Consider the following 13,328-nt stretch of genomic DNA (forward strand, 5'->3'; position numbering starts at 1 on the left):
CCGCCTGTCGGGGCGCGGGATTGCCAGCACTGCGCCCGCCTTGCGTCCCTGGACGATCGAAAGTGAATCGTCTGGCCGCCTAACGGGAGTTCACCGCCTTGGAGTTCACGCGTGACCGGGCAGATTCCTTCGGGCAAGAAACCCTTCCTCTACGTTGTCGTCTGTGCGGCCGGAGTTGCTGGCGACGTCGGCAGGCTGATCACCGCCGCGCAGGAGCGGCACTGGGGCGTCGGCGTCGTTGCCACGCCGCAGGGGCTGGGCTTCCTCGATGTAGAGGCGATCGAGGCGCAGACCGGCTACCCGATCCGCTCTGCCTGGCGCACGCCCGGTGAGGCCCGCCCTCTGCCGCCCGCAGAGGCCATCGCGGTCGCGCCGGCCACGTTCAACACGGTCAACAAGTGGGCCGCTGGCATCTCCGACACCCTCGCCTTGGGCATCCTGTGCGAGGCGTACGGCATGGGCATTCCCACCGCTGTCCTGCCGTACCTGAACTCGGCGCAGGCCGCGCACCCTGCCTACCGTCGGAGTCTGGACCAGCTGCGTGAGATGGGCGTCCTGGTCGGCTCGTACGAGCCCCACAAGCCCAAGGCGGGCGGAGGCGCCGACCGATTTCGGTGGGCAGAGGCACTGGAGCTTCTCGCACCGGAGCTGTCCGCGCGGACGTGATCAGCGCCTTGGCTGCCGCTTGGGCTCCGGTGAGAGCGGGGACACCGACACAGTCGGGCGCTGCATAGCGTGGCGGGCGTTGGCTGCCTGCGCCTGCGGGCTGGGTGCCTGGCGTTGACCGAGGCGGCGGATGCGCCAGGTCAAGGCACGGGCGGGGCTGCGCGCATCGTCCAAAGGGCGTTGGTTGAGCGCCTTGTCGAGGAGGTTGGACACGTTGTGGCCCGCGGCCTCCGCTTCGGCGAGCGACGTGGCCAGGGCATCCCAGGCCCGGTCGTTGAGGATGTGTTCGGCGTGCTGGGGAGCCGACCGCAGGAGGTGGTGGGCATAGCGGCGCTTGGTCTGCGCCCCTGGTGTCCGGATGGCGAGGCCGGCTAGGACCGGTTCCGCGACCTGGGCGTATGCGGCCTGCAGGTGGATCAGGGCCTGCTCGGATGCCGCCTGCTGTTGGGCGTGCTGGCGGGCGCGGTGCCAGTGCATGGCGTAGGCGACGGCGGTGAGCGCGGCGTCGATCAGCATCGCCAATCCGGCGCCGTCGCCGTGGCGTACGGGATCGTTCCAGATCGCTTGGACGCTGCGGCGCAGGGCACGGGCACTGGCGTGGTCGGCGTCGATGCGCGAACGAGTGGCCCGTTCGAATGCCGCGGAGGCTCGTTCCAGCTCGGTCCGTGCTGCGGCCGGGGCAGTGAGGGAGAGCAGGTCGAGCGCTCCACCGAGCGCGGCCAGCTGGCCCTGGGCGACTCCGTCGTCGCTGTGGGTGAGGTGGAAGGGGATGCGTTCGGTGGAGGCGGTGGCCTGGTGCCAGGGGTTGCCCGGCTGGACGGTGACCGGTTCGGGAGGCGTCGTCGCGAGGCGCTTGCGGACCTGGGGCAGGGAGAGGTCGCCGGAGAGAGTGGAACCGGCGTACCAGATGGGTTCACCCTGCTTGTTGACGTCGCCGGGCAGGCTGACGCTGTAGCCGGACACGTCTCCGGACGGCTCTGTCTTCGGCCGCACCGCCACGCCGGACGCTTCCAGTAGGACGAAGAACTCGGTCTCCGTAGAGGCGGCGGCTATCGCGCGGCGGACGCGCCGGCGCAGGATCTCGCGAGAGGTGGCGTCCTGGCCCAGGCGCTTGGCCTTGAAGTGTTCCTTGCTGGTGGGGCGTTTGGCGGCGGTGCCGTCGCCCGGCTTCAACCGCCTCAGCCCGTAGTCGACTTCGATCTGGCGGGCTTCGCGCTGGACGGCCCGGATGTCGTAGTCCCGGCGGGGGCGGCGGCCGTCCTGGCGGACGAGGGTGGCTGCGATGTGGATGTGGTCGTCGGCGTGCCAGACGGCCACCCAGCGGCAGGCTTCGGCGTCTCCGGCGGGGGCGATGCCGGCGGCGGCCACGATTCGGCGGGCGATCTCTGCCCACTGGGCGTCGGACAGGATGGGGTCTTCGGGGGCGGCGCGGACCGGGCAGTGCCAGACCGTGGTCTTAGTAGCCCGGCGGCCGAGCATGGCCACCGGCTGGTCGAGCTGGGTGTAGAGCTGCTTTTCCACCTCCTTGGGGTCGCGGTGGGGGCTGCGGCCGGGGTCGGGGGCGAAGTCGTTCCAGGACGCGACCAGGTGGGGGTCGACGTGCTCGTTGGCGTCGCCCTTGCCGAAGAGGTAGGCGATCAGGCGGCGGGTGCTGCCCTTGCCGGTGATGATCTTCGGTATCACCGGCCCTGCCTTCCCTCGGTGACCTGGGCGACGGCGGTGTCCACGTCGGCGATCGACGTTTCGATGCGGGCCAGAAGCCGGTGGACGGCGTCCGGCTCGGGCCAGGCGCCGTCCTTGTGGAGATGCCAGGTGAGCTGGTTGAGGTTGTTGCCGATCATGCCGAGCTGCCGGTTGGCGGCCATCAGTGCCTTGACCATGGCGCGGTAGTCGGCGATCGCGGCGGTGGAGTCCTCGGCGCGGGCGGCGGCGAGCGACGCCTCGGCAACGTAGCCGCCGATCTGCATGCGGCTGCGCTCGGCAGCGTGGGCGAGGTCGGTGAACTCGCTGTCGCTGTATCGGGGGTGGATGCGGCGCTCGCGCAGGCGGGACTGACGCAGGCGGCGTTGCGGCGTCGGCGTCTGCGCGGCGTGGGGCGACGGTCTGGTGGCTCCCGTCTCGGTCGGCTCCCCCGGGCCGGCCGATCCCGGTGCCCCCTCGGCGCCGGGTGCCTCCGCCACTCCAGGGGCGGAGGCCGGGTAAGGACTCCTTACCCGACAACTTGCTGCGCTGTCTGCGGCTGAGGTGGTGGGCGTTCGCTGTTGAGCTGTGGGGAGTTCGTGGTGCTGTTCGTGCATGGTGTGGCTCCGGTGGTGAGGGGGTGGGAGGCGTGTCACGTGCGTCGCATCCGTCCCGTGCCTGGTCAGGACAGGTACGGACACTTGGGCAGGTACGGAGAAGTCCGTCCCGGTGAGGACATCCGTCCCCGCGCTGACCTGCGCGGGGACGGATGCGACGCAGTGATACGGACCCAGGGGGAGGTGGGTTAGCGGGCGCGGTTGGGGCCGGCGGGGCCGCCGGGCGGGCCGATGGGCAGCTGACCCGCCGGGGCGGCGGGCGGCTTGCCCTGGGCCGGGGGTGCGGGCGTGAGGGCGGGCGCCGTCTCGGTGAGGTCGGGGCAGTGCCGGGCCCAGCTGTCGAGGAACCGGTTACGGGCGTACCCCTTGGCCTGCCTGCCCTTGGCGAACCGGTAGTTGGCCGGACGGATGTCGAAGTCCCGCAGCAGTTTCCCCAGGTGGTAGGCGTTGAGCCCGTTGGCGCCGTGCTCTGCCCAGGGTGCGTCGGGGTCCTGGAGCAGGGCGGTGACCAGATCCAGGGAGGACAGAGCTTCGGGGTTGCCGTGTGCCTCGAAGATGCGGTGGATATCGCGCAGCAGCCGCGTCTTCAGGTTGGTCTGCTCGTCCTGTACGGCCTCGAACCGGGTCATCGCCACGCAGGCCGCACGGGCACGGGCGGGCCAGTGGCCGCCAGCCAGGTCGGCGATGATGACCAGCGGTTCCCAGGTGTCCGCCGCCCGGTCCTCCACCGGCATCGTGGGCGCCATGCGGCCAGCCGTGCCGCGCAGCGGGCCCAGCCAGGCGGCCAGCTTGTCCCGCAGCGCGTTCAGCTCCGGTGTGGCGTAGCGCGAGCGGAACGGGGTCACCTTCTCGCCCGGCTTGCGCTTTTGCATGCGGAGCACGACCGCCCGGTCCGTGATCGTGTCGGGGAGGTCGCCGATCGAGGCCAGTGCGGCCATGGCGAAGGTGGGATACGGGGTCGGCTTGTGTTCCGGACCGGAGATGCGCCAGGCGGGCCGGTTGCGCTGGTGTCCGGCGTTCAGCAGGCCGCGCAGTTCCTCGTTCTCGCCGGCCTTGCTGAAGATGGTGTCGGCCTCGTCCACCAGGATCGTGCGCGGGTTCTTGCCGATGACGCGGAAGAGCACCGCCGTGGACATGTTCACCGTCATGATCGGCTGGTGGACGGTCTCGTGGAGCACGTCCAGCACCCGGGACTTGCCGCAGCCCTTCGTCGGGCCGACGACCGCCAGGCGCGGCGCGTGCTGCAAAGCGGTCTGGATGTGCGTGGCCGCCACCCACAGGGTGACCGCTGTCAGCGCCTCGTCACTGGGCAGTACGACGTACTTGCCGATCGCCGCCCGCAACTCATCCAGCAGTTCCGCACCCTCACCGGAACCCCGTTCCCCGGGGTCTGCCGGTCCCCGAGGAGGCGGGGAGCTGGTCCCGTGATCCGGTCCCCGTGCGTCGATGGGACCGTTTCCCTCCTGCTGGGCGGTTCCCGCCACGGGGTTGTCAGTCCCCAGCGGCTGGCGGGGACCGTGATCACGGTCCCCATTGCGGTCCCCTGGTGCAACTGCAGCCTCTTGGGGACCGGTCCCCGTTTTGGCGCCGCTGACCTGCGGGTTTGCGTCGGATGTTGATACGGGGACCGGGACGTGCGGGGACCGAGCAGCGGGTACTTCGCGGGGACGGTGACCAATAGCGGCATCAGCAGACGGCCGGGGACGGTCCCCGCGTGCTTCCACATCCGCCGAGTGCTCGACGGTTCCCGACGCCGGGGACCGTGTGTCCGCCTGATCCCTGCGGCGCCAGGGGACGCCCTCGCCGGGGACCGCGGGAGTGGGCCAGCCGGTCGGGGAGGTGTTCGTGGAGCTGGGGGACGTAGAGTCCTCCATAGGCGTTCCTCTCCGGTGAGAGGCAGGACGGGCAAGGTCCCGCCCCTCACCAGCTCATTCGTTCAGGGATGGGCGATCAGTTGGGAAGTCTTCGGCCCTCGGCGTTGGCGCGCCGGGGGCCGCTTCGTTGTCCGCGCCAGAGGCGGGGTCAGGCCGTGAGGGCGTACGACGTCTGGGTATCCAGCCACGCGTCCACCTCCCGCCAGCGGTAGCGCAGGTGACGGCCGAAACCTTGTGGACGCTGGGGCCGATGCCCCGGTACTTCCACTGGTAGAGGGTCTTCACCGGTACTCCGAGGTACGCGGCCACGTCGGCGGGAGTGGCGAGTTGGTCACGCTCGGCGCCGGCAAGGCGCGGGGAGTGGTTCGGCAATGAGGTCTCCATATCGGAATCAGGGTTTTGGATGGCAGGCGTGGGTAACACAGCCACACCACCTGGGAAGCGTGCAGAGTGAATTCTGAAACTCCTGGCTACTTCCCTCGGCGTCGCCGGGGAAGATCAAAACAGTAAGGGCGGATCCCCGGTTGCCGAAATCGCTCCCGCGGAAGCTGAAATTTTCTGCGGCGAAGTAACTGGCTGAGGTGCCGGAATCCGGTACCTCAGCAGCTCAGAGGTGGCGCCCAGCGCTGAGAAGTGGCCCGGCTCGCCCAGGGGGGCATCGCATCCAATAGCCGGTCAAATCGCCCAATTCTTTGACGCGGAGGGAAGGTAGCACAACCTCTCCGCCGAAACGGCTCGTGATGTGCCGGAATTCGACGAGACGAACACCACTTCGCCTCCGGGCGACTTTTGGAGAGTTTAAGAACTAACTCTTGCCATGACGACCGACTGCAAGTTACAGCTATTTGTCATGCCCAGCCGACCTGTCGAAATAGGCTCCGCCGGCCTCCACGCCGCCCGCGCCATCGAGCACCCACGCCTCGTGCCAGCCGGCCCCAGCACCAGTTCGCCACTCCTCCCGCAGCCCTGCTGCTCCCGTGGGTGACGCACACCGCCGCGACCCACGCCACCCCCCAGTCCCCAAACCCCATCCAGGAGGCCCTTCTTGGCTGACGTGTACGACCGCTGGCACAAGTCCCACCCCAAGCCCGCCGAGGCCGAGTGCGGCGAACACAAGAGCCGTACGAAGCGGATGGTCCCCACCGCCGACCACGGCATCGGCAAGCGCTGGCAGGTCCGTTACCGCGACCTGGATGGCCATCAGCGCAAGGAGAACTTCCACACGAAGGCCGAGGCGGACAACCGCGCCGCCGAGGTCGACGTCGAGATCCGGCGCGGCTCCTACGTCGTCCCGGCCGAGACGAAGCAGACGCTTGGCGCCTATGCGCAGAAGTGGCTCGACGCGCACTCCGTCGGCCCGACGACCGCGCTCCGCTACGAGGCGACGGTCCGCAACCACATCGTCGAGCACCTCGGCCGACGCGAGCTGCGGTCCCTCAACCAGCCCTCGATCATTCAGGGTTGGATTCGCACACTCCAGGACGCCGAACTGGAGGTATCGACGAGTGAGGGCATCTTCGACATCCTCTCCAGCATCCTCGGCATGGCCGTGGAGGACGGGCTGCTGCCGAAGAACCCCTGCAAGGCGAAGTCGGTCAAGCTGCCGACGGCGACCAAGAAGAAGATCATCCCTTGGTCGTTGGAGCGCGTGCGTGCCGTAATAGCCGGTCTGCCGAAGCGCTTTCAGGCTGGTGGCAAGCTCGCATTCGGCTGCGGGCTGCGCCAGGGCGAGGTGTTCGGCTTCGCTGTCGAGGACATCGACTTCAAGGGTGGTTGGATCCACATCAACCGCCAGGTGCGGTTGGTCGGTACGAAGCAGGTCTTCGCCCTGCCCAAGGGCAACAAGATCCGGTCAGCGCCCCTGCCGGCTCAGCTCGCCGCCGCCCTCAAGGCCCACATGAAGGAGTTTCCTCCGGTCGCGGTCACCTTGCCCTGGACCAAACCGGACGGTGAGCCGAAGACGTTCCGCCTTCTTTTCGTCGACAAGAAGAAGCGGGCCAACAACCGCAGCGTCTTCAACATGGGCGACTGGAAGCGCGCCCTGGCCGCCGCCGGCGTGATCCCACCCCGCGAGCGCGGCGCGCGCTACCTTCAGGCGGCCCCGGAAGACGGCATGCACGCCCTCCGGCACGCGTACGCTTCCGTGCTCCTGGACGCAGGGGAGAGCATCAAGGCTCTCTCCGAGTACCTCGGGCACTCGGACCCGGGCTTCACGCTCCGGACGTACACGCACTTGCTGCCGTCCAGCGAGACCCGCACGCGCAAGGCGATCGACGACGCCTTCACGGAAACGGAAGCCGAGGCGGAAGGCGACGGCGATCCGCCCGCTGCCCAGGGCACATCAGCACCCCCAGCGAAACCAATGTGCCCTCAATGTGCCCTGGCCGCCTAACGGCCTCTCCCCGGCACCAAAAAGGGCGAGGCCCGAAGACCCCGCCCAACCCGCAAGAAACCCCACCTCAGGGCCACACAAGGCAATAAGGCTGATGCCCCGCCTCATGCAACCGATGGCTGAAGTCCTGCCACTCGTGCAGCAGTTGGTACACGTTGAACGCGTCCCGCGGCCCCCCACGGTCCGGCACCGTGGACCAGATGAAAGCGGCCGCGCCCACCGCTTCCTCTCCTATGCCCCGCAGCGGATCGACCACCGTCATCGGCAGCTTGACCACCGCGTAGTCGGGATGCAGGACCACCAGCTCCAGCGGCGGCACCTTGTGCAGCGGGACGCCCTCGATGCCCGTCAGGACCATCGCGGCCATCGTCTCCGGCTTGATCTTGGTGAACATGCCGTTCATGCCGAGCTCGTCGCCGCCGAGTTCCTCGGGGCGCATCGAGATCGGGACGCGGGCCGCGGTCGCACCGTCGGGCGCGCCGAAGTACTTGTACGTCACCCCCACCCGACCACCATTCCTGCTTGCCCTCAGCCGCTCCATGTGACGGTCGGCCCGCTCTGACTCGTTCGGTACACCCGGCATACCCGGTACTACGTGTCCCTGACGTGCTTCGTTCGAATCCTCCGCGTCGCGCCGGTGCTTTCCCCGCCGGGCACGTCGAGGACCCAGGTCATCAGTCCCCTCGCCCAGCCCGCCACCGCGATGCATATCTCCACCCGACTGCTTTTCTAGGACGCGTGACGCCCGCCGCGCAACCCGATCATCGTGTCAGTGACCTCCCCCGCGGCCGCCCGCCGAAACGTGCGTTGAAACACCTGTCCGCAGGATCTTTTCAGTCCCCGACCATCACGCCCCGCATGAGCTGTGTGTATCACGTCCAGTCTCGCAGATCGCGGGGAGGTGACGGGGGGTGATCGGGGGCGAGGGGGCGTGACCGGGGGAGCGGAGAGGGGAGGGAGGGGGCAGGAAAGGAGGAGCGGAGGGGGAGGGAAAGGGGAGGGGCGGGGGAGGCCATCCCCTGTCGGCCCCGCCCGGTCGAGCAGCGCCCCGCTGTCCCCGCCGCCCCCTGGCCTACCCTGAGGAGGTCACTGGCAACCGGAGTCCGAGATCATCGGAGTAGGTCACAGAAGGTCGGAGTAGTCGCAGGTCATGAGCGAAGCGCCCTCTTCAGCAACGCCCTATCCATTCGATGCGCCTGCCTCGCAGGCTCTGTTCGACCGTGCGGCCGCCGTCACGCCGGGCGGCGTGAACTCCCCGGTGCGCGCCTTCCGGGCCGTGGGCGGTACGCCGCGGTTCATGGTGTCCGGCACGGGTCCGTACCTGACCGACGCCGACGGGCGCGAGTACGTCGACCTGGTCTGCTCCTGGGGGCCCATGATCCTCGGGCACTCCCACCCGGCCGTCATCGCCGCCGTCCAGGACGCCGTCTCCCGCGGCACCTCCTTCGGTACGCCCGGTGAGGGCGAGGTCGCGCTCGCCGAGGAGATGGTCGACCGGATCGAACCGCTCGAGCAGGTGCGGCTCGTCTCCAGCGGTACCGAGGCCACCATGTCCGCCATCCGGCTCGCCCGCGGGTTCACCCGGCGGACCAAGGTGATCAAGTTCGCCGGGTGCTATCACGGGCACGTCGACTCGCTGCTCGCCGCCGCCGGGTCGGGGGTCGCCACCTTCGCCCTGCCCGACACCCCCGGCGTCACCGGCGCCCAGGCCGGCGACACCATCGTCCTCCCTTACAACGACCTCGAATCCGTACACGAGGCCTTCCACCGCCACCCCGGTGAGATCGCCTGCGTGATCACCGAGGCCTCGCCCGGCAACATGGGCGTCGTCCCGCCGCTCCCCGGTTTCAACCAGGGACTGAAGGACGCCTGCCAGAAGAACGGCGCCCTCTATATCTCCGACGAGGTCATGACAGGGTTCAGGACCAGTCGTGCCGGGTGGTACGGCATCGACGGGGTCAAGCCCGACCTCATGACCTTCGGCAAGGTGATGGGGGGCGGGTTCCCGGCCGCCGCCTTCGGTGGCCGCGCGGATGTGATGGCCCACCTCGCGCCCGCCGGGCCCGTCTACCAGGCCGGCACCCTCTCCGGGAACCCGGTCGCCACCGCCGCCGGACTTGCCCAGCTGCGGCTCCTCGACGAGGCCGCGTACGACACCGTCGACGCCGTCTCCGCGCAGATCCAGTCCCTCGTCACCGAGGCCCTCGCCAAGGAAGGCGTCACGCACCGGCTGCAGACGGCCTCCAACATGTTCTCCGTCTTCTTCACGGACCGCGACGTGCGCAACTACGAGGACGCCAAGCGGCAGGAGTCCTTCCGCTTCACCGCCTTCTTCCACTCGATGCTGGAGCAGGGTGTCTATCTGCCGCCCTCGTCCTTCGAGTCCTGGTTCGTTTCCACGTCACACGACGAGCAGGCCGTCCAGCGGATCGCCGACGCCCTCCCGGCGGCGGCCCGAGCGGCGGCGGAGGCCACGGCGGCATGACCGACAGCGCCCTCACCAACATCAGCGACGTGACCGTCGTCCACCTCATGCGGCACGGCGAAGTCGCCAACCCGGACGGGATCCTCTACGGCCGTCTCGCCGGGTATCACCTGTCCGAGCTCGGGCGGCAGATGGCCGACCGGGTCGCCGAGCACCTGGCCTCCCGCGATGTCACGTACGTCTGCGCCTCCCCGCTGGAGCGGGCGCAGGAGACCGCGACACCGATCGCCAAGGCGCACGGGCTCGACCTCGCGACCGACGCGCGGCTCATCGAGGCCGACAACGTCTTCCAGGGCAAGACGTTCGGGGTGGGGGACGGCGCGCTCAAGAAGCCCGAGAACTGGAAGCACCTCGTCAACCCCTTCAAGCCGTCCTGGGGCGAGCCGTACGTCGAGCAGGTCATTCGCATGATGGGCGCGCTCGACGCCGCCAAGGACGCCGCGCGCGGGCACGAGGCCGTGCTGGTCAGTCATCAGCTGCCGATCTGGATCGTGCGGAGTTACGTGGAGAAGCGGCGCCTGTGGCACGACCCGCGCAAGCGGCAGTGCACGCTCGCGTCGGTGACGAGTTTCACGTACCAGGGCGACAAGATCGTGGCCGTCGGTTACTCCGAGCCCGCCATCGACCTCGTCCCCGCCCATCTGCGCGCCGGCGCCAAGCCGGTGAAGGGGAAGGACAAGGCCTTCGGCGCATAGCGAGGACACGTCTTCGGCGCATAACAACGTCCGACAACGTCCGTTTGGGGCGCTGTGACAGTGCTGTTGCATTTGTTCCGAAACGTGTGCGATTAGACGGAACCTCCCTGTTCGTCGCGCCCTCTGACTGGGTGACCACCAGAGGATGCGACGGACGGGAATGGAATGCGCGACTTCAACCGAAGGGGACTTCTCGGGCTCGGAGCCGGAGCGGCCGCGGCCCTCGGACTCGCGGGATGCGGCACCCTCACGCCGTCAGACGGGTCGGACCACGCCGGAGGTTCCGGAGACGGCTCGGACAACAAGCCCGGCACCCAGGCCAACCGCGCGCGTCCCATAGGTGACGGCTCCACCTCGTACACCGGCAAGCAGCCGCACCAGCCCGGCGCGCCGAAGCCCCTCGAACCCGGTGAGACCCCGCCGCAGTTCGTCGTCTTCTCCTGGGACGGCGCCGGCGAGGTGGGCAACGGCCTCTTCCCGCGCTTCCTCGACCTCGCCAAGGAACACGGCGCGCACATGACCTTCTTCCTCTCGGGGCTGTACCTCCTGCCCGAGTCGAAGAAGCGCCTCTACGAGCCCCCGAACAACCCGCGCGGCGCCTCCGACATCGGCTACCTCACCGACGAGCACATCAAGGCGACGCTGAAGGGCGTCCGCCGGGCCTGGCTCGAGGGCCATGAGATAGGCACCCACTTCAACGGCCACTTCTGTGCCGGCACCGGCACCGTCGGCAACTGGACCCCGCAGCAGTGGCGCAGCGAGATCGAGCAGGCGAAGGGCTTCGTGAAGGAGTGGCGGACCAACTCCGGCTGGACCGATCTGCCCTCCCTGCCCTTCGACTACGACAAGGAGCTCGTCGGCGGCCGCACGCCCTGCCTGCTCGGCCAGGACAGCCTGCTGCCCACCGCCCGTGAGCTGGGCTGGCGCTACGACGCCTCCTCGCCGGGCGGCCGCCAGGTGTGGCCGCAGAAGAAGCAGGGGCTGTGGGACCTGCCGTTGCAGCAGATACCTTTCCCCGGACGTTCGTTCGAGGTCCTTTCCATGGACTACAACATGCTCGCCAACCAGTCGGTCAACTCGACGAACGCGCCCAGCTACAACTACCCGGGCTGGCGAACGCAGTCGGCGCAGGCGTACATCCAGGGATTCAAGCGGGCATACGAGACAAACCGCGCCCCCTTCTTCGTCGGCAACCACTTCGAGCAGTGGAACGGCGGCATCTACATGGACGCCGTCGAGCAGGCGCTGAAGCACATCGCGCGGGAGAAGGAGAAGGGCGAGGACATACGGCTGGTCTCCTTCCGGCAGTTCGTGGACTGGATGGACGTGCAGAAGCCGGAGGTGCTCGCCCAGCTGCGGACGCTCGACGTGGGGCAGGCGCCCGCCGAAGGCTGGAACACCTTCCTGAAGGGCAGCTCCACCGGATCCCCGAAGAGCACCTCGAACGCTGCCTGAAATGCGGGTCTACGTCCGGGAGGGGGGTGCGCAAGATCCCCAGAACGGGCATGCGAAACTTTTCACATGAGTGCCGCCAGCCGTGCCCCCCTGCGCTCGAACCGCAGCCGTGCCGTCCTGCTCGCCGCGACAGCCGCAGCCACCGCGCTGACCCTGTCCGCGTGCGGTTCCGGCGGTACGTCGGGCGGCGGCGGTGACACCAACTTCGTCACCGGCAACAACGGCATCGACACGGTCGCCACGAGCGCGCGGACGGCGGCGCCGGCGCTGTCCGGCGAGACCATCGACGGCAAGCAGCTCACCACCGCCGACTACAAGGGCAAGATCCTCGTCATCAACGTATGGGGATCGTGGTGCCCGCCCTGCCGGGCCGAGGCGAAGAACTTCCAGACCGTCTACGAGGACCTCAAGGACCAGGGCGTCGAGTTCGTCGGCATCAACACCCGGGACACCAGCACCACCCCGGCGCTCGCCTTCGAGAAGGAGTTCGGGGTCACCTACCCGAGCCTGTACGACCCCACGGGCAAGCAGATGCTCCGCTTCAAGAAGGGCACGCTCAACCCGCAGCTGATCCCGTCCACGCTGGTCCTCGACCGCCAGGGCAGGATCGCGGTGCGTGCGCTCCAGCCGCTCAGCGAGGACACGCTGCGCGGCATGATCAAGCCCGTCCTCGCGGAGAAGTGACGTGAGCGCGGTGTCCACGCTCGCCGAGACCGTGGTGGGCCCCAACGAGACCGTGCTCAGCGGTGCTCTGTTGCTCGCGCTGCCCATCGCGATGCTCGGCGGCCTCGTCTCCTTCTTCTCCCCGTGCGTCCTGCCGCTCGTCCCCGGTTACCTCTCCTACGTCACCGGAGTCAGCGGCACCGACCTGGCCGAGGCCCGGCGCGGTCGCATGGTCGCCGGTGCCTCCCTCTTCGTGCTCGGCTTCACCGCGGTGTTCGTCTCCGGCGGGGCGCTGTTCGGCTACTGGGGCTCGACCCTGCAGGAGAACAAGGACGTCCTGACGAAGATCCTCGGCGTCGTCATGGTCCTCATGGGCGTCTTCTTCATGGGCCTGATGCCCTGGCTCAGCCAGCGGGAGTTCCGCTTCCACACCAAGCCGGCCACCGGGCTGGCCGGCGCCCCGGTGCTCGGCGCGCTGTTCGGTATCGGCTGGGCGCCCTGCATCGGCCCGACCCTCTCCTCCGTGCAGACGCTCGCCTTCAACGAGGCCAGCGCCGGACGCGGCGCCATACTGACCGTCGCCTACTGCCTCGGCCTCGGCCTGCCTTTCGTGCTCGCCGCGGTCGCCTTCCGCAAGGCGCTCGGCGCCTTCGCCTGGGTCAAGCGCCACTATGTGTGGGTGATGCGCATCGGCGGCACCATGATGATCGTGACCGGTGTGCTGCTGCTGACCGGCGCGTGGGACCGCATCGTGCAGGAGATGCAGGTCTGGTCCGACGGCTTCACTGTGGGGATCTGATC

The 13,328-nt window shown here is 68.9% G+C and carries 11 protein-coding genes and 1 pseudogene; 7 read left to right on the plus strand and 5 right to left on the minus strand.

Features of this window, described 5'->3' with window-relative positions:
- Positions 1-111: 111 nt before the first annotated feature.
- A complete protein-coding gene (locus AB5J49_RS27785) occupies positions 112-666 on the plus strand; it encodes a flavoprotein (protein ID WP_369171500.1) in 555 nt (184 codons plus the stop codon).
- Here the strand turns inward: AB5J49_RS27785 and AB5J49_RS27790 are convergent, their stop codons facing one another.
- The 4 genes and pseudogenes from AB5J49_RS27790 to AB5J49_RS27805 all read right to left on the minus strand — a co-directional run bounded on the left by AB5J49_RS27790 (position 667) and on the right by AB5J49_RS27805 (position 5,221).
- Positions 667-2,349, minus strand: coding sequence for a mobilization protein (locus AB5J49_RS27790; RefSeq protein ID WP_369171501.1), 1,683 nt, complete (start codon positions 2,347-2,349; stop codon positions 667-669). It abuts the gene before it with no gap.
- Positions 2,346-2,846 carry a plasmid mobilization relaxosome protein MobC gene (gene mobC, locus AB5J49_RS27795; protein ID WP_369171502.1) on the minus strand — a complete coding sequence of 167 codons (501 nt, stop codon included), beginning with the start codon at positions 2,844-2,846 and terminating at the stop codon, positions 2,346-2,348. The genes AB5J49_RS27790 and mobC overlap by 4 nt, the downstream gene beginning before the upstream one ends.
- A 305-nt stretch (positions 2,847-3,151) precedes the next feature.
- On the minus strand, positions 3,152-4,318 hold the full coding sequence (locus AB5J49_RS27800) for a DUF3631 domain-containing protein (protein ID WP_369175287.1): 1,167 nt from the start codon (positions 4,316-4,318) through the stop codon (positions 3,152-3,154).
- 667 nt (positions 4,319-4,985) lie between these two features.
- Positions 4,986-5,221: pseudogene (locus tag AB5J49_RS27805) on the minus strand (helix-turn-helix transcriptional regulator).
- A gap of 670 nt (positions 5,222-5,891) precedes the next feature.
- Between AB5J49_RS27805 and AB5J49_RS27810 the strand changes: the two are divergent.
- Positions 5,892-7,229 (plus strand): tyrosine-type recombinase/integrase, encoded by a 1,338-nt coding sequence (locus tag AB5J49_RS27810; protein ID WP_369175288.1) that lies wholly within the window; start codon positions 5,892-5,894, stop codon positions 7,227-7,229.
- A gap of 67 nt (positions 7,230-7,296) precedes the next feature.
- Here AB5J49_RS27810 and AB5J49_RS27815 read toward each other — a convergent pair whose 3' ends face one another.
- Positions 7,297-7,734, minus strand: coding sequence for a hypothetical protein (locus AB5J49_RS27815; protein ID WP_003974483.1), 438 nt, complete (start codon positions 7,732-7,734; stop codon positions 7,297-7,299).
- Between the two features lie 645 nt (positions 7,735-8,379).
- On the opposite strand from AB5J49_RS27815, the gene hemL reads away from it, so the two are divergent.
- From hemL to AB5J49_RS27840, 5 genes are all read left to right on the plus strand, one after another.
- Positions 8,380-9,714 (plus strand): glutamate-1-semialdehyde 2,1-aminomutase, encoded by a 1,335-nt coding sequence (gene hemL / locus AB5J49_RS27820; protein WP_369171505.1) that lies wholly within the window; start codon positions 8,380-8,382, stop codon positions 9,712-9,714.
- Complete coding sequence (locus AB5J49_RS27825) at positions 9,711-10,409, plus strand: histidine phosphatase family protein (protein WP_369171506.1); 699 nt, start codon at positions 9,711-9,713, stop codon at positions 10,407-10,409. Before hemL ends, AB5J49_RS27825 begins: the two co-directional genes overlap by 4 nt.
- A gap of 165 nt (positions 10,410-10,574) precedes the next feature.
- Positions 10,575-11,864 carry a polysaccharide deacetylase family protein gene (locus tag AB5J49_RS27830; protein WP_369171507.1) on the plus strand — a complete coding sequence of 430 codons (1,290 nt, stop codon included), beginning with the start codon at positions 10,575-10,577 and terminating at the stop codon, positions 11,862-11,864.
- A gap of 66 nt (positions 11,865-11,930) precedes the next feature.
- A complete protein-coding gene (locus tag AB5J49_RS27835) occupies positions 11,931-12,548 on the plus strand; it encodes a TlpA family protein disulfide reductase (RefSeq protein ID WP_369171509.1) in 618 nt (205 codons plus the stop codon).
- Between the two features lies 1 nt (position 12,549).
- Positions 12,550-13,326, plus strand: a complete 777-nt coding sequence (locus tag AB5J49_RS27840; protein ID WP_369171510.1) for a cytochrome c biogenesis CcdA family protein — start codon at positions 12,550-12,552, stop codon at positions 13,324-13,326.
- The last annotated feature ends 2 nt before the right edge of the window (positions 13,327-13,328 follow it).

Source organism: Streptomyces sp. R28 (genome assembly GCF_041052385.1).
Lineage (GTDB): Bacteria > Actinomycetota > Actinomycetes > Streptomycetales > Streptomycetaceae > Streptomyces.